This window comes from Paenibacillus sp. FSL H8-0122 (assembly GCF_038005345.1).
Lineage (GTDB): Bacteria > Bacillota > Bacilli > Paenibacillales > Paenibacillaceae > Paenibacillus_AQ.
Genome location: NZ_JBBOTB010000001.1, coordinates 4,369,712 through 4,388,033 on the forward strand (window position 1 = coordinate 4,369,712; position 18,322 = coordinate 4,388,033).

Below are 18,322 nucleotides of genomic sequence, written 5' to 3' on the forward strand. Positions count from 1 at the left end.
ACTCACCTAACCGAACAATCCTCTATAAAATACCCCTTCCGCACAGCCTCCTCAGGGTCGAATAGGCTTTCTATCACAGTAGCTCCGGCTGGTACGCAGCTCTCTCCGTAAGCGATATGCCTGCCTGCATTATTCCGGGTTCCGACCAGACCCTTCCGCTGCATGACCGCCCCGCTGCCCAAAGAGTAAGCATCCAGCAGCTCTCCGCCCGGAAGCGGATATCCCTGGATAAATGCCATAATACCGGTGTCCTGTATGGACTGCTCGTGTAAGCCGCGCGGGAGGGTGAACTGCACGGATAATCCCATCCGTCTCACCAATTCCAGATGCCTGTTAATGGCTGTGGCCAAATCCTTTTCCACCAGTGAAGTGATCGTACTCTGCCTCACCTCACGAAATTTATCGATCGAAGTAAGCGGGTCAAGATTGGTCTCCGCAGTCAGTGCTGCATACTCCCCCTCATAGAATTCATTAGACCCGGTATCATACACCCGTGCGTGATCATCCAAAGTAAAATAGAGCAAATTACCGTTCCGGAGCATATAGTAATAGGGCCGCTCAGGCCAACAGACGGGTGTAAGCTCTTTATCTCCGCTGTAGCTGGCTGTGTCGTCCAGAGTCACTAAGGTATATCCGTTATAACCGAACAGCACCAGTGCAGGTATATGTATTTTTAGATTATTGATTGCGCTCTGATTGTTCTCCAGTCCAAACTTCATTGCCAGATTGCTGTAAAATACACTCAGCACATCCTGATCCATCTGCAGCTGCCGTTCCCTCCCGTAATGCACCGCTGTGGTGGTTGGCTGCTTCTCCAGCCGTGCCAGATAACCGCCCGCATCATCCACCGCAGACTGAAAGTCATCCGAGTAGCGTTTGTACATCTCCTGATTGGATAACTGAAGCTCCGCCCGCGTGTCATTCATAAGTACCAGCGGAATGATCAGAATCAGAAAAATAAGCACCACACTAAGGGGCTTCACTACGTACCATCCCCCCGTACTTCAGATTGACCGGAATCAGTTCACTATGAAACAGCAGAGAGCGCATCCGTGAGGCCAGCGTTGTTCCTGCGGATTCCAGCCGGACATTGAATAAGTCGCCCACATGCATAGTGAATCTTCTCTGGGGATTATCCGCTGGAATGGAATCGCTTGAAGCCGGATACAAGACATTCAGTATATCTTTGTTGAAATAGCCATCGAACCGTACACTGAAGCTGTTCTGGAATGTGGAGTAATCGTCCGGATTACCGTATAAGGGCTGCAGGTTCTTTTTGTAATATTCCAGCTTGACGTCAAATACACCGTAGGAGGCATCCAACGAATGAAGGAACAGCTCATAATCGCCTACGTCCACATACCCTTTGCTGCGAACCGTATCGACGAATTCCACCACCGCTGCATTGGCTGCAAGCTTAGTATTCCTCTCGACGACTTCGGATTGGCGGAATGCCGGATACACCCCGAACACGAAAGCCAGTAGAATTACGATAATTACACCTTTAAGTGCATCTGCCATACAGGCTCTCCTTTCTCAACGGGTGGCAGAGATTTGCTTAATCATCTCATCCGTCCGGGTAACCTCTAACCGATAAGCCGCACCCGGCACTCCACGTAAATCAATTGCTGTGAGATCTGTAGCTTCATTAATAACCGTGCCGTCGATATATAAAATATAGTCCCCCTCGAGCGCCGCAGGGATCATGCCCAGCACTTGCTCTCCGCTTATTCGCTTCAAATCACCTGTTCCCCTGTAAAGCGCGGATGCAACTGTTCGCTGCTCCGGCTGCCGGAGTTCCGCAGCAGAGTTCTCCCCTTCCAGCCGCAGAAACGTAAAGCCGCCCATAGCGAACAAAATCCAGGCAAAGAGGGTTAGGAGGAACTGGGTGCTACTTTTCATTGATTCCATTTTGATCAAATACGATTAATCTGACCTCATCATTCTTGTCTCTATATACGGTGGCCTTAAAAAGTGAAAGTGTATTTACATTGTAATTATCTTCATCATCTAATTCTTTACTCTGATCCAGCATTTGGGAGACACTATAATGATCACTCGAATTATTATTTACAAAACCAACGGTGGAGGTACCTGTGGGGGTGGGGGTGGTCCCTGGTTTTGCTGGAATACTATAATAAGTTGCATAAGTATTCTCTGCGTAGAATCCCTCCAAATTCACTCCTGTTTTAATTAGAATGGAAAATTGCGGACGTCCTCTAAACTTCATCGCTGCATTAATTACATCCTGGCCGGAAACCACCTTATTATCATAGCTGTTGAACTCTGCCTGATTGATCATCTGGGTCTGGGCCAGCGTCTGCTCCTGGGCGCGGATGAAATAATTATTAATCACCAGGTAAATACTTACACCCGCCGCAACAATTAGAATAGTTACTATAATTCCAATCACCCATTTAAGTCCGGTTGATATATTCTCCATAGTTGCTCTCCTCTCACGTTATTTTAAGGCTGTCTAAATACAATGAGTCTGACTTCTTGGTTCTTGTCTCTGTATACTTGAGCGTGGAAGCGTCCCAGCGTATTCACGTTACAATCATCATTTTTTATATCCAGCATTTGAGAAACAGTTTTGCTCGCCTCACTTCCCTTATCATTCAAATCCACCACTCCAGAACTAAGATCTTTGTAATTAACATCGTACGTATTCTCAGCATAGAACCCTGTCTTATTCTCTCCTGTATATATCTTGATCGAGAACTGCGGCCGCCCCTTATAACGCATCGCCGCATTAATTACATCCTGGCCGGAGACATCCTTGTTATCATAGCTGTTGAATTCCGCTTGGTTAATCATCTGGGTCTGAGCCAGCGTCTGCTCTTGGGCGCGGATGAAGTAGTTGTTAATAACCAGATAGATACTGACTCCGGCTGCGATAATCAGAATGGTAACGATGATCCCGATGACCCATTTAAGTCCTGTTGAGATATTTTCCATAGTGCCCTCCCTTTAATTAGCCCTGAAGTAGATAGCGGCAATCCGCTCATTGTGGTCTTTGATTAGCGTCGCCCTGAACCTGGACTGGGGACTGATATAGAATCCTCCAGAAGCATCCGTAATCATCTTGTCATTCACTGTGTTAGAATCATTCCCCGTTCCTTCTTTAAAAGCTTCTGCCGAATAATCAAAGGCACGGCAATAGCCGTCTCCGCTTGGATTCATACTAATGTATCTATTAGAATCAGGCTGACCATAGACATAAGGCCGCTCCACATATAGACAGAAGTTCTGCTCCGATTCATACCGCCGATAAGCGGTCAGAATCTGTGATCCGCTGACCAGCTGATTATCGAAGGCGGCATATTGCTGCTCTGAGAGCTCCCTGGCCTGTGCGGCTGCCTGGCTGTTGGCCAGCTCGACTACAGGCTGTGTCTTCCCCCAGAGGAACAGCCCCGCTGAGATGATGGCTAGTGTAATCAGAATGGATATCGTGGTCTTCAAGAAGCTTGCTATATTCTCCATGCCTGTATCTCCTTCACATTTTGCCAGTTACAACAGTCAGGTCACCCAGCTGCTGGAAGGCCATATAGACGAAGGGAAGCAGTAAATATAAGGTGAACGTTGCCTGCATCGGCAAGAACCCGAACATTTTACCCAGTGTGTTTTTCCTGCTGATTACCTTCTCATAGTGCTCCTTGCGCTGATCCATGGCGAACGCCCGCTCTGCATCCATGTCATCGAAAGCCTTCTTCACCGGAATCAGATCTGCAGCAACCTGCAAGCGGTCGGCCAGTCGTTCGAGGGGTACGAACCGTGCATCCTCCTTCAGCCGGTCTATGGCATCCCAGCCACCAGCCTCATAATCCAGCATGCACCTTAGCAGCTGCCGTTCAAATATATAGCTGTACCGGTGTAGCCACTCTATCATTTCATACACGCTGATATTGGGAAATTGGGATAACATCATGGAGAGGGTATTGAAGCCGTCTACCTCATTCTGCATTTCCCATTTCCGAAGCTGTGTGCGGATGAGCAGGAACAGATCGGGCACGTAGAAGCCGGCAAAGGCCAGTGAAAAAGCCAGCAGAAGCTCATACCATTTGAAATATTCCTGATGATATTGGTCTACCCGATGAATCAATTGCTGCGCATACGCATTCTGATCCGTATTGAACTGCAAAAAATGCTTGTTGTCCGCTTTCTCCTGAATATAGATCAGCATCTCATCCGGTGTAATATCCTTTGCTATCAGCTCGCCCATTAATGATTGTTCAAAAGCATACCGTTCCTCGCTGAGCATCCTTTGCGATTCGGTCTGATTGCCGCCTGTCGTAATCTGCACATTAGGATGCAGAAGGTTATGCCTGATGTTTCCATGAATAGAGAATTGAAGCACCAGAACCAGCAGGAAAACCGCTGCTGCCGTTAAGCTTTTCTGCAGATAATACGTATGCTGGGACAACCCCGAGTTGGCATCCTTCAATCGCCGGGCAACCTTGAAATGAACGGGCTCATGCTCTGCCGGAGTAATGCGGTCTGCTGCCCGGAAGACCCATTTCCGTTTCAGCAGCCGGTTCAGCCATTTCCCTTCATCCTTGATCGCCTGGGTATCTTCATCCACACCTTTGAGAATCCGCAATGCAATAAAAGATACAATAAAAGTGATATACAGCAGGATTAATGAGTACAGCCCCCACGCAGAATTATAGTAATTAGATACCACCGGAAACATATTCTCCGCCCAGTTACGGATCGGGTCCAGCATGAAGACTGGTGAAATCGCCACAAATACGATGCCGTACAGCAGCCGGTCAATCCGCTCCCGGCGGTTAATATCCATATGGATCTCTTCTCTGATGTTACCGAGCATGGATAAGTAAATGGAACGTTCTCCTTTATGAATATCCGCATCGCCGTATTCGCCTATCTTGTAGCTGACTCCGGCCAATTGCTTCATGTACCGGTTCGGCGCCACTTCATAATATTTCTGCAGCTCATCCTCCGGGTCTACTGCCGCGAGAATTCCGGCAATCTGCCGGGCGTGAACAGCAACCATCGGCTTAGAACGCTCCGCCGAATTCTCCAGGCTGACTTGTACCATATGCGTCTGATGATATTCATGCCGGATGTCCAGAATCATCGAGGACTGGTCATACAGCATCTGCTTCACTAACCGTCCGATGAAGAGATCACTCAGTATCCCTCCCATGTAGATGGAGACCAGCATAATGGTCACCCGGCTTACCCAAGAGGTAGTCCAGAAGAAGGACAGCAGCGAGATCAGCAGGATGCAGGCAAGGATCATGACCGTCAATGCAGCCGAACGGCTTCTGACCATGATCTCATTCCCGGCATGGATGATCATCAGGCGTGAACGGATCCGGTGCAGAAGCTTCTTCACCACCGGCAGCTCATCCAATACCGGATAGGCTTTATGTGCTTGCTCGAGCCATTTTTTCTCCTTGGTTCGTGTTGGCAGCAGTGCCTTCAGGCGTCTTTGCTCCTGATACTGTGTTCCTTTTAATTTGCGCTGCACGATACTGAGCAGAATAAGCAGAATAGCCAGCAGAAGGCCCAGCGAGATCAGGACAATGGGCATTACCATTTGCAGATTCATGCAGACTGCCCCCAATATTGTTCGATGAAGGCTTCGAAACGTCCCGCCTCATCTTTATCCATATTCTTCAGCATCTCTTCCCTTTTCCGGCTGCTGATCGGTTGCTTCGCTACGTACTCCCCGGCTTCCCATACGATAATATCTGTATAGCTGTAAGCACGCCGGTCCGTCATCCGTCCGAAATATTCGGACATGGTATCCATGAATGCATCCAGCTTCTCCATAGGAGTCTCCTGGTTCTTATATTCCTGAGGATACTCGTACTGTGAATCTGCCGGAATGATCTCAGTAATGCGCTCGATATACCGTTTGCCGGCACGCAATACCAGATGAACATTGAAGCCGAGCGCCTCAACGACCTGGACCTCGGCAATCTTCTCATTGCTGAAGGCTCCCGAAGCGACAAGACTGTTGCGCAAAGCGCTGATCAGATTGGGTAATGTTTTGCCGTGATGCGTAAAGAGCGTATATTCGGAAGCCACCTGGGCTGCCTGAATGACATAACTGACAACGCTGTGCGTGGCCGCTTCACCAACGATATTCACCGCACCATCGGTTTTCTTCTGCACATCCAGCCCGTCCTGTCCGCTGACAGAAGGAGTCTCCCGGAAGGACAGAATATTTTTGCCCGGATACATTTTTCTCGCCCAGATCTCAAAGGATGTCTCCTGAATCCGGATGTTCTTCGCATCAATATATTTGATCAGAGCCTTCAGCAGTGTTGTTTTCCCCGAGCCCTGCCTGCCGGTAATCGCAGTAACCTGGTGACCCAGAATCAGAAATTCCAGCATTTCTATAGCCAGCGGCGCCCCTTCATCTGTAATCTGCTGCTCCAGTTCTACCAGGGAATCATTGAATTTGCGGACAAAAAAAGCCCAGCTCTCCGCCATTTTGGGGCGGACCACCACCACTCTGCTTCCATCCGCCATGTCATTAATAATGTAACCCTTGGATTCGTTCAGCTGTCCCGGATTTCCGAAGCCGTAAATATTCTGACAGACCCGTTTGAGCTCCTTCTCCGAACCGAAGCTTAAGAATTCCAGATGGAGTGACTTTCCGCGGTAGAAGGTCCAGACAGCATCATAGGATTGCGGAAGGAAATGCTGCTGCTTCGTATACTCCAGAAAGTCTGTCGTCTGGACAACATCCGGCGGCATCCCGCTTGTCCCCCCGTTGACACCGTCAATATTCTGGTCCCGCAGCTCATCGATTACACCCAGACCCTTATAGATTTGGTACGCTCTCTGTACAATGACCTCAACCTTGTCCTGAAAGGACAATCCCGGCTGCTCTGCGCTGTAGATGCTGCGAATTTGCTCTTCGGTGACCTTGTAGCCCTTAGAACCATCAGGCAATCTATGCAGCGTATCCAGATTGTATTTGCCAACCATTTCATTGAAGGCATCCTGCCCATAGTCTTTCTTGAAGGTATAGAGCAGAATGTCGAAGCAGTCCTGAGAAGTGAGCCGGTTGGCATGACCGAAGGGGATTATTTTATCCGCGTTCCCTTCATCCAGCCCATAGGTCTGCAAAAGCAGATCCTTCATATAGAGCTTCACATATCTCTTCGCCGATAAATCCCCGTGCATACAAGAGCGCAGCGCCTTCTGTAATTCTCTGCGCCGTGCCTTACGGCGGTTGTATTCTTCCTCACTCGGGCTTCCTTCGTAGAGGGAAGAAGCAATAATCTCCTCGAAGGCTCTCCTCAGAAACTGCACAATTTCGTTCATATCATATTTCAATTGAACGGCAGGCGGCGCTGATTTTTTGCTTTTGCCTACCCACAAGTACAGGAATACTCCAATAGCTGCCAACACAACAATGATCAGGATGATATTAATCATTAGCAGCGTCCAATTCCATTACAGGGAATATCTCGAGGGTCTGCAGGATCAGCTTCCCCATTTGACGTGCCGCATCATTGAAGTAGACATCCTCGTTGAAGTCCAGGAACCGCTTCCTGGCTTCCCGCGTCTTGAGCAGGAACTGAATGATGCGTTGTTCGTTCAGAGCATCCATATAATTGATATGATGTGGAATAAAGCCGACTTCATTTTTATGTAATCCGTATTGCTTTATAATTTTTTCTTTATTCAATCTGGCTTTACGCTCATAAGAACCCAGACAATAAAGGACCGGTTTGTTGTCTGGCACTGGAGCTTTGCCCTTCTGCGTGAAGTAGGCATTCAGACTGGACTGGCTCTGATTCAGATTCACTACAATTAAATCTGCCTGCTTCATAACCATCTGAGCCACCTCCGGGTCTTCACCGGTAGCAATCTCTACAAACAGCAAATCATAAAAGCGTCTATAGTCTTTAAAAATATGCGGCAGCAACAGCTCCGGCTCATGCTTCTCCGTACCCACCGACCCTCTTAGTAGCTCCAGGCGGTTCTTAAGAATAGATTCTGCATGATCCCGTATTCCTTCAGGAGTAAGCATCCCGCACTGCACCAGCCGCTGAATCGCATCCAGCCCGCCCGAGCTGCTTACAGTCTGGCCAAGGGACCTTGTCTGTGAGAAGACATACTCCAGCATGCCTTGTTCGGAATCTGTATGGGTCATCAACACCCGGATATGATGATCCAGCGCGATGGTTGCCGCAACAGCGACCATATTCGAGGTCGTTCTCCCCTGCCCTTGGGCAGGTCCCCAGAAAGCTACAAGCACAATGAACTACCCCCGTTTCCGTGCATACTGCCACAGCTTCTTAATCTCATGCTTTGGAATATTACAAACTTCAATCAAGAAGTCATTTACAGCCTCAGCGAAATCCTTATCAACCTTCAGGTTCACTCTTCCATCATGAATCCAGTCAATTCTTCGGCCTGGGCTGCTAATGTAGCTAATCTTTGAAGTAATCACCGGATAGTAATGATCTATATACTTCAGGCCAAGCCCGCATTCTTCTTCAATAACCAGCAATACAACCGGGACATGCTTCTGATTAAGCAGCGTATCTACGTTCTCCATAGCGTGACGTTCATATGTGGTGGCAAAGACAGTAACCTCATCCACCAGTCCTTCCGGGTAACCCTGATGCCAGTCATACAGCACAATATCCGGCTTCTCGGTAACAGAGGAATCTGTGATCGTTATACCGGACGCCTCTCCATCTAAATACTGATAATGCCTGTTGTTATCCGTGATGATCATAACCTCATTGTTAAAATAATTCTTCAGCAGCATTGCTGCTGCAAGTATGAAATCATGCTTCTCACAATCTCCTGCCACAACGATATTCAAAGCTGTCACTCTCCTTCGAGCAGTTGATTCTCAGTTGCCGGTGCATCCTCCGTTAAGCCCACTGAATTCTGATCTGTACTTGAGTCGATTGGCGCCTGATGGGTCTGATCTATAATTCCGTTCACCGACTGAGAGTTATCTACTGGCGCAGCCTGCTCCAGTGCCGCTCCCTGCTCAGACTTCCGCTTGCTGACTCCGCTTCCGCTTGGTTCCTGTGCACCTATACGGATTCGGTTGCCATCGTCAATAGCCTTAAGGCGTTTATCCAGCTCTGTACGAAGCTTCTCGGCAAGTCCCCACTTGGCCTGTTCAATAATGGACGGATTACTCTTGATCACGCCCAGTACATGCAGATTGGGCACATAGTTAATCACGGGTTCAGGCTGGAGCTCCGGCTCTACATACTGCTTCATATACAGCTCTGCATTGTTAATATAAGCATCTACCAGAGCAGAATTAAGCAATTGTGCCTCTTCTTCATTGTCATTGAAGAAGGTGTACTGATTCGCCAAGTCAACGTCCTTCAGCGACTTCTTGCCCACTACTATGTAATCTTCACCGTTAGGAAATACAATCCGGATATCAACGACATCCTTCTTCGTCAGGCGGAGCGGAAGCTTAATATATTCCGTCTCTTCTTTACGCTCTGACGGGTCGAGTCTCGCCTCATCACGAACCATCTCTGTCGTTACGGCTGTGCCCGGCATCACATCAATCCTGAGATATTTACCGACAATCGCTTTGGACTCACTGATCAGATTATCGGGCGAGGAGAACTTCGGAAGCTTCTCCTGGATGACATCCTCCTCAGCAATAACTTCACCCGCCAGCTTAGGGGTCATCAGCACGTAAGCGGTCTGGGACTGATCCATGTAACGCTGCAAGACCTGATCCTTATCCAGCAGCTGCTGCTCATAAGCGGCCCGTTCATCAATCAGCTTGGCATTATAGTGGCGATAGGTTGCAAACCATACGCCCGATGTAATAACGGCAACAAGAGAACCTGAAATCATCGTGTATCGTAGAATCTTTTTGCGTTTGCGTACTGCCACTTCATGACCTCTTTTCTAAGGCTATTTCATTTTCCCCGTCATCTTTGTTGCGGCTTCTTTAGCCCTGTCAGCAGCGGCCTTTTCTTCTGCCTGAAGGGTATCCGCATATCTCAGCATATCCGTCTCCAGGCTGCTAATCGCCTGCTTGAAGGTCTCCATCTTTCTGATCCAATCTGTGCAATGATTCTTGAACTCTTCCCCGCCCAGATCCACCCAATAACCCGGAAGTCCGGTTATGGCAGCGGTCATTTTATCCTTGCATTCCTGGGCAGGAGACAACAGCCGGTGACAATTGAATGCGAGCCCTCTAACCGTACCTGAATCCATATTCAGCCTCCTTATAAGTTGGTAAGGTATCCTGCTGTTGCAAATCTAGCGGCTCTGCGGAACAAACGAAAATCCAATGCCTATTAATAGTAAAGTCACAAGCAGAACAGTGCCTGCAATGGCCCAGAGCATGGTTTGCTTGCGGATGAGTTTTTTCTGGACACTCAGCAGCTTCATGACCCATTCCACAGCCGCCTTATCCGGGTATAGCGGATCTTGATGTGCAGGCATCAGCATCGCCTGGATCTCCGGGAGGTCCTTCTTCAGCATGTGCAGCACCTCCTGATGCCCGTTCTCCAGCAGCAGTCTGCAGCGCTTGCGTTCATACGGGTTAAGCGTGTTCAGCTTCTCTTTGAGCAGCTCGTATTTCCACATGGCTCCATTACCGATCAGGATGGGAATCTGCGAATTCCACCACAGCTCCAGTCCGCTAATTCCCTTACGCTCCTGATGAATATCCAGCCATAGAATAATATGGGTGAACTCACTGGCCAAGAGCTCTGAGATATCCCACGTATAACCCCTGCGATAGAAGGTAACCCCCTCATATTCAAACATGGTCGATGTGGAATCCTCTTGCTCGCCCTCAAATACAATCTGCTCCAGCGAACTGATCTCCGGCCGGTTATCTCCGCATACCAGCGGCTTCCAGCCGAGATCTGCCAGACCAGCAGCCAGCAAAAAGGCCGCAGCACCAACATCTTCTTCTCCCCCGGCACCGCAGATGCCAATCACCAGCGGCACATGGCTGCCTAGTATTCTCTCATTCCCTGCTAAGGAAGGTTGTTGCTGGCTTTCTACTGGTATAGACCGTTCCAGACTCTCTAACGTTCCAGCATCAGTTGCCGGTGCTTCAGTCCTGGCTGATGGTCTCGGCCGGGGAGTTACCCCTCCTCCGCCAGCGCCTGAGGAAGGAGCCTGCCTGACACCAGCCGGTGCCGCTGCTGTTCTTGGACTTGCAGCCGGCTGTGGACGGGCAAGCGAATCTACGGTTCTTGCAGCAGCTTGTTCAGATTCTTCCACAGGCTGAACAGGAGCAGGGGCTGCGGTTGAGCCCTTGAATGAGAACAGGCGCTTCTTTTTGCCAAGGATGCTATAATAATCTCTTGTCGTTTTTTTCTCCCTGATCCAGTTCAGAAGCTCCTCGCCCCGGAATTCCGTGGTGAACTGCAAATCGTGAATATTCATATTGACCATCGTCCGGATGAACTCAATATCCGTTTTCAGCGCCGGATCTAATTGAACAATCAGCCGGGTAGTTTTGAGATACTTCCGGATCAGTGTCATGAGCGAGGCAATTTCGGCTGACTTCACAGGTGTGCTAAGACCTGCTCCGCCTTCTATAATGACTATGGAAGAAGAATCTACCTCTTTACTGCTGAAGCCCCGTATAAAGCTGTGAAGTGTAGAATGTTTGCCTGAGATCACATACCCTTCATGCTCCAGTGACCGTGACAAAAGCATGATGAGATCAGGCGAGCAGACCAGATGTACGCTTTTCATATGTAACCTCCTCTATAATCCTCCCGTTCAATAGGGCCAAATCCGGATAAGCGCCCCGTCCCCCTGAATCACATCCGCCAATACCACTTGGTGGCCAAGCTCTGTCCACTCTTCTCCAGTGCTGCTAACCTCACATTTGAATTCCCAGTCACCGGGGAGCCAGCCCGCCTGCTTCAGCCATTCAAGACATTGCCCTGCGGTCATTGATAGGGTGATATCCAAATCCATTGTTTTCTTGTGCGCTCCATTAAATATTACTGTGGTAACCGCTGTTGACATCTCCTGATCCCCCTGATCATTACACGGCTTGCAGCCATAGGCATAACTCCTCCATAGCCGCTGACAATGTTACTCTGTCTCTAGTAATTTCCTCTTCCGGTTCACGCTTCAGCACCCACATCAGATCCTTATGAATCACTAGGTTCAGTTCACGCATGACCTGAGCTTCCTTGTCGATGCACCCAATTTCCGCCAATGCGTATAGCGATGCTCCAGCTTGAAGAAGTCCCTCTGTCCAATGCTTAAGGTCCGGTTCATCGAAGAATGCTTGTTCAACATTGCCTTCGTCCTCCAGGCTCTGGAGCAGTGGAATCCGCTCTATAACCTGGAACATCATTTCATGCTGTGCATAGAGTTCCTGCAGAATATATGTATTGGTCTCAGGCAGATGCTCCAACTGAAACCGCTTGTTCCCCTGATGAAAATAATAGATTGTAGAAGGGATATCCCCGTTCTGTACAAGCTGGCAGAGGTAAGAAGTACTATTGGCACCTGCGGCAATACATTGATGAAGCACTTCATTTACTTTGGCAACCCCCATGAAGTCGATCTCCAGATATCCCTTCGCTTCGAGCGTCCTCATCTGGGCATTCATCAAGGCACGCTGCCTGCTCTCCGTTTCTGCTTCCAAATCTACGGCTAACCCCGGAAAACCCGTCTCCCCGGTTAATGCAGCTAAATATATAATCTCTAGAGCCTGTAATTCAAAACTCTCTCGTGCCGGTTCCATCGCTTCATTCACCTGCCATCTATCATTCTGTTGCCATTCTAATTTGCGTTCTGGAGCCTGCAATAAGCAGCATCGCCTCAGCCGGCTCCATCATTTGATTAAGCTCGTTATACTCCATACTCTCCAGTAAGTGGGCATAAGCCATATGATCGCTCAACCTTCCGCCGGTCAGCAGCGCGTTGCCGCTATTGATCATCTCACCGGCCAGGTTCGTGATTAGCTGCAGCTGGTTAAGCTCATGCACATCACTGCCAACCATGAGCAGCACGCCAAGCCCGCCGCCAAAGCGGGCTATCCGCTCCAGGTGATCCAGTGAATCATTCTCCATCCGGTCAAAGGCCGACTTGAAATGCGGCATGACCATGACAAGGAGCGGATACTTGGACAAAATATAATCCGTTTCATCAAATTCTCCAGGTGTGGAGCTGTTAGCCAAAGCTTGACGGGCATCGTTTTTTCTAAGCTGCAATTGCTCTATGAAGGAGTGGGTGAGCTGCAAAAACTCCTCTGCTGTATCCGTAACCGTAAGAGCGGAAATGGATCTCAGGCCTGCCCATTTAGCAGCGCTGCTGTCGAATACATACAGCTCCTTGGTTATGGAATCGGCAGAGGCTTCAAACGCCTTCAGGATCGAAGTAATCACTAGCTCTGCATCTTGTTGCCCGGTATTAGAGACTACAAAGCTGCTGATTTCCTTCAGATTGAGTTCTACCGGCAGCGTCGTGTCCTGTTCCAGTCCAAGCGGCACCAGCGTTCCCCCGGTTCCTTCCGGCCGGTTCTTCACTGCACGCTCCAGAAGCTCTGCAAGTGAAAGCTTATCCGGTATTACTGAAATCTCGGCAGGACTAGTGTCTCCTGCTACCGCCCTCATCTCTGAGCTGATCCGGCGGATGGAGGCCGCTATTTGATCATCCGAGCCGCCTTCGGCCGGCTGCGCAATATGGAATTCCAGAATCCGGCTATCTTTGAGCAAGCCACGGCCTACGGTATAGGTTGGCTCCATTCCATCTGTCCTTCCCAGAACGCTGGAGTAATCCAGCCTGTCAGACATTTGAAATACAAGCGACTGCTTAATATTCTGGCTAATCCGGTAAGGATAGGAGCTGACCGTATTGGCTGTAAACACAAAGTAAATTCCGTAGCCGCCCCCTTCTCGCACAAGCTTAGCCAGATCCATAACATAGTCATCGTACGCCTCTGCGAAGCCTGTGAAATTATCCAGCATAATAACGATATAAGGGACCTTTTCTCCAGTTGCGTTACAGTAGGAGACCAGATTGCTGATGCCAAGCTGAGAAAATTTGTGTTTACGCTCATTTAATTGGGCAAGCAGCCAGCTAATCAGCTTCCCGAGCTTTTGTTCATCCTCCGGATAAATGACATCCCCTAAATGCGGAAGCTCATGATAGACGCCCAAGGTTCTTGTACCGAAATCCAGAATATAAAAATTCACATACCCCGGATCATACTTCATGGCAAGCGACATGATCATTGTTTTCAGTAGAGTGGTCTTCCCGCTGCTAGGCGCTCCATAGACCAGCAAATGTCCATTCAGATTAAAATTAATGTCCAGATTGTACTGCTCCTGATCTGAAGGATTGTCTACACGCCCAACGCTTGCCACCAGCTGATCCCTTGGCTCCTGCCACTGTTGTCCATCCCATATCTGTTCCTGATGAAGCACTTCCGACAGCGCCAAAGTCTCCGGAAGCGGAGGAAGCCACAGCTGGAAGGCCTCTCCAATGGATTCCTTTGCTGAAAGTTCGGCAATGTGTTGTACTACAGCCTGCAGTTCACTTAAGGCCAAGTCATTGTCACCCTGTTGCTGCTTCGGAAGCAGCGCTCTGCGCTCCCCGCTTAATGAAACGATGTCCAGCTTAGGCATCCCCTCACCTTCAGCTTCACCTGAATGGTAGGGCGCTCCGCTCCAGGAAGACTGGAACAAGGTGAACAGCTCATTATTGCCCACCTGCAGATAGCCGCGGCCTTTTTCTTTGATCTCGGCAGCCTCCGGACGTTTCAGCATCTCATTACTGTCCGAGGGAGTCTGCACCTTCAAGCACAGCTTGAATCTGGAGTTACTCCAGATTTGATCGTCCACCACTCCGGATGGCTTCTGAGTTGCCAATATTAAGTGAATGCCCAAGCTTCTTCCGACCCGCGCCGCACTGACCAGCTCCTTCATGAACTCCGGCTGATCCGATTTCAGCTCGGCGAACTCATCAACCACGATGATTAAATGCGGCAGGGGAAGCCGAGCTTCCTTATTGCGGTAAAGAACAATATAGCTGTCAATACTGGTCACACCGGCTTCACTGAAGAGTCTCTGCCTGCGCATCAGCTCGCTTTTGATGGAGGCCAGCGCCCGGTTAATCTGATTGCCGCCCAGGTTGGTGATCGTTCCCACCAGATGCGGAAGTCCTGTGAAGGCATTGGCCATCCCGCCACCCTTATAGTCAATCAGCACAAACGCAATTTCATGCGGATGATAATTCACCGCCAGACCGAGCAGCAGAGATTGAAGCAGCTCACTTTTCCCGGATCCGGTTGTACCGGCTACCAGTCCATGGGGACCATAGCTTGTCTCATGCATATCGAAGACAAGAGACTTTCCGCCTGCACCCAGCCCAAGGGGAGTGGACAGCGTACGGTTAGCCTGGTTTCTGGACCAGCGTTCCAGTATCTTCAGCTCCTCGACCTGCTCCACCTCAAAGCTCTCCAGAAAAGTAACCATAGGCGGAATGTAGCTGTTATTCTGTGCGGCCTTAATGCGGAGCGGTGCCAAAGACCGGGCGAAATACTCTGCTTGAGTGTTATCCATTGAATCTGTTGTGAAAAAATCAGCCAAATGGCCCAGCAGATTATGAGTATCCTTACGGACCAGTCCTTGCCCGTCCTTAATCTCCAGAATGACCTGGCAATTCAGCGGCAAAGCAACGTCGATTTTCTCCGATATAAAAATACTTGTCATTCCAAGCATCGAATCACCTGACAGCAAGTATTTCATCATTTCCGTACTGTCCCACAGTTCAGGAGCAAAAACCAAAAAAACATAATGCGGTGTCTGCAAATTCTGCAGGCCATAGCTTCCTTTGTTACCCTCTTCTCTCTTCCTGAGATCCGCCAGCAGCTCATCGGCAATCGCAGAAGCCTCGTAGGCTGTCGTGGCCAGAGTTCTTTGACTCCGGTCCTTATTCCAGGTATGCGGCAGCCATTTCAGCCACTCCCAGTGCTCCAGATCTTCGGGCTGCATGACACACACGATCCTTATATCATCGTATCCCTGGTGTGTGGTGAGATGAACGATTGCAGCATTCAGGAAATTGCGAACCTCCGGCCGTTTACCGTATAACCCGAGCGTGCTGATGCTGCTTAGCGGGATATAGACCGGGATATCTTTTACGTAATACATCTCCTCGCAGATCTTACTGGCAATCTCTTCGAGCGGATTCTCATCATCTATAGCCTTGGTAGTCGGGGTGTATGTAGGTACGAGAGAGATCGGCTGAACCCCGACACCAATCCGTATGTGTAAAAAATCGTCCTCAATAGCTGTTCTCTCCCAGAGCTGTTTACTCCGGCTACGGGCAATTTCTGTACAGCTTTGAATGCTTGGATGAATATATGTATGGGCCTCACGCTGCGTGCTGGCAGCTCCTTGCAGATCATTGCGAACCTGAAATAAATAATTGAGATATTTCTTTTCTAATTTCTTGTTGTGCTCCTGGTGCTTGTTCACACTGGCTCTATAATTCATGATCGAGACCATAACCGTGAGCGCTGTCATCCCCATCGTGGAGACAAGCATAATATAGGATCGGGTCAGGGTTGACATAAAAATAGATATGATCAGCATTCCCAGCGGCGGGACGATAATGGTTAACCAGGAGAAGGAAGGTTTCTCCGAAGGCCTGGCGGGATCTTCCAGCTCCAGCACTCCTACCGGGTAGTTTGGTTTAATCCGGGGGGTTCTTTGTACCTGATTGGTTGTCATTTCTTGAATGTTCATTTTTTCATCACCACTGGATAGGAATTTTGGATTACGAAGAAGATAATTTAATTTTTAAACAATTATTGTATATTTTCATTAAATTGGGACAGGCTTTATTTTTTATCGGATCATCAAGTAAATAGTTTATATTTTACATAACATTTTCTGCTAAAATAGTTCATTGATCCCTTATAGACGTTTTTTATCTTTACTCTATTAAAGTTAACAGAGGAGAAAGTTATAGTTCCTTAGTCATGTTTTTTTGTCGAAAAGAATTTAGATATAAGGATTTTGTCGGATTTACGTTTCATCTATACTTCAATCTAAAAGGTATCTTGACTTAAACCTTGGTTTAAGTCGTATCCTATAACTGTCGACACCTAAACAATCACTTGGAGGCCTCCAGATGAACTATTATTCCATTGGCGAAGCTGCAAAGCGGTTAGGGATTCCGGAATCTACCATACGTTATTATGAGAAGAAGGGGCTATTGCCCCGGATGGAGCGCGATGAAGCGGGCAGGCGGATTTTCACGGAGGATTACCTGGTTTTCCTTAAGATCATTCTCTATCTGAAAAATACACAGATGCCCATAAGCCAGATCAGGCAATATGTAGACTGGATGGCGGAGGGAGACAACACGATTGCATTGCGGCTAGCCATGTTTCAAGAACATAAGCAGGCTGTATTGGCACAAATCGCGCTCATGACCGAAGCCTTGCAGGGTATTGAGAAGAAAATAGAACGTTATACGAATTATTTAGAGACTAACGGGAAAGAGGTTTTATCATGAAGCTCTCAGGAAACACTCTTCTGATTACAGGCGGTGGCTCCGGCATCGGACTGGCTATGGCGGAACGGTTCATCCGTATGGGGAACACAGTCATCATTACCGGACGGCGTGAGCAGGTATTGCAGGCTGCACAGGACAGATTCCCAAATCTAATTACCCATATATGTGATTTAAAAGCAGAGTCTGAACGTCTCGCTTTGTTCGACTGGGTAACTGCAAACTATCCCGGAGTCAACGTCCTGGTGAACAATGCCGGGATTCAGCAGCGCTTCAATGTACAGACAGCGGATGTAAGGAACCATTGGGCTGAATTCAATCAGGAAATCACCACCAACCTTGAAGCCCCTCTTCATCTGGCTATGCTGTTTGCTCCATTCTTCGCAAGCCAGGAGGCCGCAACCATCATTAACGTGACCTCCGGCCTAGCCTTTACTCCGTTTGCCATCGCACCCATCTATTCAGCAACGAAGGCTGCCCTTCATTCGTTCACCATGAGTCTAAGGCTCCAGCTGTCCGGGACCCGCGTTGAAGTTATCGAGGTTGCCCCGCCAGCCGTAATTACAGATCTCGGCGGATCAGGGCTTCATGTCCATGGCGAGCCGTTAGCTGCGTTCACGGATGGGATCTTTCAGGGACTCGCTGACGGACTTCAAGAGATCGGCTACGGCAGTTCGGTGGAACGGCTGCGCATGTCACGGGACCGGATTGACGAATATGCAGCCCAGATGTATGAGGCGACTAAGGGCTATATTGAATAAAAGATTTGGATCAGAACGCACCAAAGAGACCGTCTTAGGGTAGACGGTCTACTTTGGGCGTATGC

The 18,322-nt window shown here is 48.9% G+C and carries 18 protein-coding genes; 2 read left to right on the forward strand and 16 right to left on the reverse strand.

The annotated features are described in order from the left end of the window. Positions 1–2 precede the first annotated feature (2 nt). The 16 genes from NSS64_RS18950 to essC all read right to left on the reverse strand — a co-directional run bounded on the left by NSS64_RS18950 (position 3) and on the right by essC (position 16,724). Positions 3–983, reverse strand: a complete 981-nt coding sequence (locus NSS64_RS18950; protein WP_341141136.1) for a hypothetical protein — start codon at positions 981–983, stop codon at positions 3–5. Then, positions 970–1,521: a hypothetical protein gene (locus NSS64_RS18955; RefSeq protein WP_341141137.1), complete on the reverse strand. Its 552-nt coding sequence runs from the start codon at positions 1,519–1,521 to the stop codon at positions 970–972. The genes NSS64_RS18950 and NSS64_RS18955 overlap by 14 nt, the downstream gene beginning before the upstream one ends. A 15-nt stretch (positions 1,522–1,536) precedes the next feature. After that, a complete protein-coding gene (locus tag NSS64_RS18960; RefSeq protein ID WP_341141138.1) occupies positions 1,537–1,740 on the reverse strand; it encodes a hypothetical protein in 204 nt (67 codons plus the stop codon). Between the two features lie 151 nt (positions 1,741–1,891). After that, positions 1,892–2,443 carry a hypothetical protein gene (locus tag NSS64_RS18965; protein ID WP_341141139.1) on the reverse strand — a complete coding sequence of 184 codons (552 nt, stop codon included), beginning with the start codon at positions 2,441–2,443 and terminating at the stop codon, positions 1,892–1,894. Between the two features lie 23 nt (positions 2,444–2,466). Further along, positions 2,467–2,958 (reverse strand): hypothetical protein, encoded by a 492-nt coding sequence (locus NSS64_RS18970; protein ID WP_341141140.1) that lies wholly within the window; start codon positions 2,956–2,958, stop codon positions 2,467–2,469. A 12-nt stretch (positions 2,959–2,970) separates the two neighbouring features. After that, complete coding sequence (locus NSS64_RS18975) at positions 2,971–3,483, reverse strand: hypothetical protein (RefSeq protein WP_341141141.1); 513 nt, start codon at positions 3,481–3,483, stop codon at positions 2,971–2,973. Positions 3,484–3,496: 13 nt separating this feature from the next. Further along, entirely contained in the window at positions 3,497–5,578 is a 2,082-nt protein-coding gene (locus tag NSS64_RS18980) for a hypothetical protein (protein ID WP_341141142.1), read from the reverse strand. Beyond that, a complete protein-coding gene (locus NSS64_RS18985) occupies positions 5,575–7,422 on the reverse strand; it encodes an ATPase, T2SS/T4P/T4SS family (RefSeq protein WP_341141143.1) in 1,848 nt (615 codons plus the stop codon). Before NSS64_RS18985 ends, NSS64_RS18980 begins: the two co-directional genes overlap by 4 nt. Further along, positions 7,415–8,248, reverse strand: coding sequence for a hypothetical protein (locus NSS64_RS18990; protein ID WP_341141144.1), 834 nt, complete (start codon positions 8,246–8,248; stop codon positions 7,415–7,417). The genes NSS64_RS18985 and NSS64_RS18990 overlap by 8 nt, the downstream gene beginning before the upstream one ends. A 6-nt stretch (positions 8,249–8,254) precedes the next feature. Continuing rightward, on the reverse strand, positions 8,255–8,824 hold the full coding sequence (locus tag NSS64_RS18995; protein WP_341141145.1) for a hypothetical protein: 570 nt from the start codon (positions 8,822–8,824) through the stop codon (positions 8,255–8,257). A 5-nt stretch (positions 8,825–8,829) separates the two neighbouring features. Continuing rightward, positions 8,830–9,876: an SAF domain-containing protein gene (locus tag NSS64_RS19000; RefSeq protein ID WP_341141146.1), complete on the reverse strand. Its 1,047-nt coding sequence runs from the start codon at positions 9,874–9,876 to the stop codon at positions 8,830–8,832. Between the two features lie 21 nt (positions 9,877–9,897). Continuing rightward, on the reverse strand, positions 9,898–10,203 hold the full coding sequence (locus NSS64_RS19005; protein WP_340942368.1) for a hypothetical protein: 306 nt from the start codon (positions 10,201–10,203) through the stop codon (positions 9,898–9,900). Between the two features lie 45 nt (positions 10,204–10,248). Next, complete coding sequence (locus tag NSS64_RS19010) at positions 10,249–11,706, reverse strand: hypothetical protein (RefSeq protein ID WP_341141147.1); 1,458 nt, start codon at positions 11,704–11,706, stop codon at positions 10,249–10,251. Positions 11,707–11,733: 27 nt separating this feature from the next. After that, complete coding sequence (locus tag NSS64_RS19015) at positions 11,734–11,985, reverse strand: hypothetical protein (protein ID WP_341141148.1); 252 nt, start codon at positions 11,983–11,985, stop codon at positions 11,734–11,736. A 19-nt stretch (positions 11,986–12,004) separates the two neighbouring features. Further along, complete coding sequence (locus NSS64_RS19020; RefSeq protein ID WP_341141149.1) at positions 12,005–12,715, reverse strand: hypothetical protein; 711 nt, start codon at positions 12,713–12,715, stop codon at positions 12,005–12,007. A gap of 22 nt (positions 12,716–12,737) precedes the next feature. Next, positions 12,738–16,724, reverse strand: coding sequence for a type VII secretion protein EssC (essC, locus tag NSS64_RS19025; protein ID WP_341141150.1), 3,987 nt, complete (start codon positions 16,722–16,724; stop codon positions 12,738–12,740). Between the two features lie 388 nt (positions 16,725–17,112). Here essC and NSS64_RS19030 point away from each other — a divergent pair, with 388 nt between their 5' ends. Together NSS64_RS19030 and NSS64_RS19035 are read left to right on the forward strand one after the other, a co-directional pair. Further along, the gene (locus NSS64_RS19030) at positions 17,113–17,499 is read left to right on the forward strand and encodes a MerR family transcriptional regulator (RefSeq protein ID WP_341141151.1); all 387 of its coding nucleotides are present in this window, start codon (positions 17,113–17,115) and stop codon (positions 17,497–17,499) included. Then, the gene (locus NSS64_RS19035) at positions 17,496–18,257 is read left to right on the forward strand and encodes an SDR family oxidoreductase (protein WP_341141152.1); all 762 of its coding nucleotides are present in this window, start codon (positions 17,496–17,498) and stop codon (positions 18,255–18,257) included. Before NSS64_RS19030 ends, NSS64_RS19035 begins: the two co-directional genes overlap by 4 nt. Positions 18,258–18,322 lie beyond the last annotated feature (65 nt).

Coding starts and splice junctions, on each gene's coding strand:
- NSS64_RS19010 (WP_341141147.1), bottom strand. CDS start 11,706: ATGAAAAGCGTACATCTGGTCTGCTCGCCTGATCTCATCATGCTTTTG.
- NSS64_RS19020 (WP_341141149.1), bottom strand. CDS start 12,715: ATGGAACCGGCACGAGAGAGTTTTGAATTACAGGCTCTAGAGATTATA.
- NSS64_RS18970 (WP_341141140.1), bottom strand. CDS start 2,958: ATGGAAAATATCTCAACAGGACTTAAATGGGTCATCGGGATCATCGTT.
- NSS64_RS19015 (WP_341141148.1), bottom strand. CDS start 11,985: ATGTCAACAGCGGTTACCACAGTAATATTTAATGGAGCGCACAAGAAA.
- NSS64_RS18965 (WP_341141139.1), bottom strand. CDS start 2,443: ATGGAGAATATATCAACCGGACTTAAATGGGTGATTGGAATTATAGTA.
- NSS64_RS18985 (WP_341141143.1), bottom strand. CDS start 7,422: ATGATTAATATCATCCTGATCATTGTTGTGTTGGCAGCTATTGGAGTA.
- NSS64_RS18955 (WP_341141137.1), bottom strand. CDS start 1,521: ATGGCAGATGCACTTAAAGGTGTAATTATCGTAATTCTACTGGCTTTC.
- NSS64_RS19035 (WP_341141152.1), top strand. CDS start 17,496: ATGAAGCTCTCAGGAAACACTCTTCTGATTACAGGCGGTGGCTCCGGC.
- NSS64_RS18980 (WP_341141142.1), bottom strand. CDS start 5,578: ATGAATCTGCAAATGGTAATGCCCATTGTCCTGATCTCGCTGGGCCTT.
- essC (WP_341141150.1), bottom strand. CDS start 16,724: ATGAACATTCAAGAAATGACAACCAATCAGGTACAAAGAACCCCCCGG.
- NSS64_RS18975 (WP_341141141.1), bottom strand. CDS start 3,483: ATGGAGAATATAGCAAGCTTCTTGAAGACCACGATATCCATTCTGATT.
- NSS64_RS19005 (WP_340942368.1), bottom strand. CDS start 10,203: ATGGATTCAGGTACGGTTAGAGGGCTCGCATTCAATTGTCACCGGCTG.
- NSS64_RS19030 (WP_341141151.1), top strand. CDS start 17,113: ATGAACTATTATTCCATTGGCGAAGCTGCAAAGCGGTTAGGGATTCCG.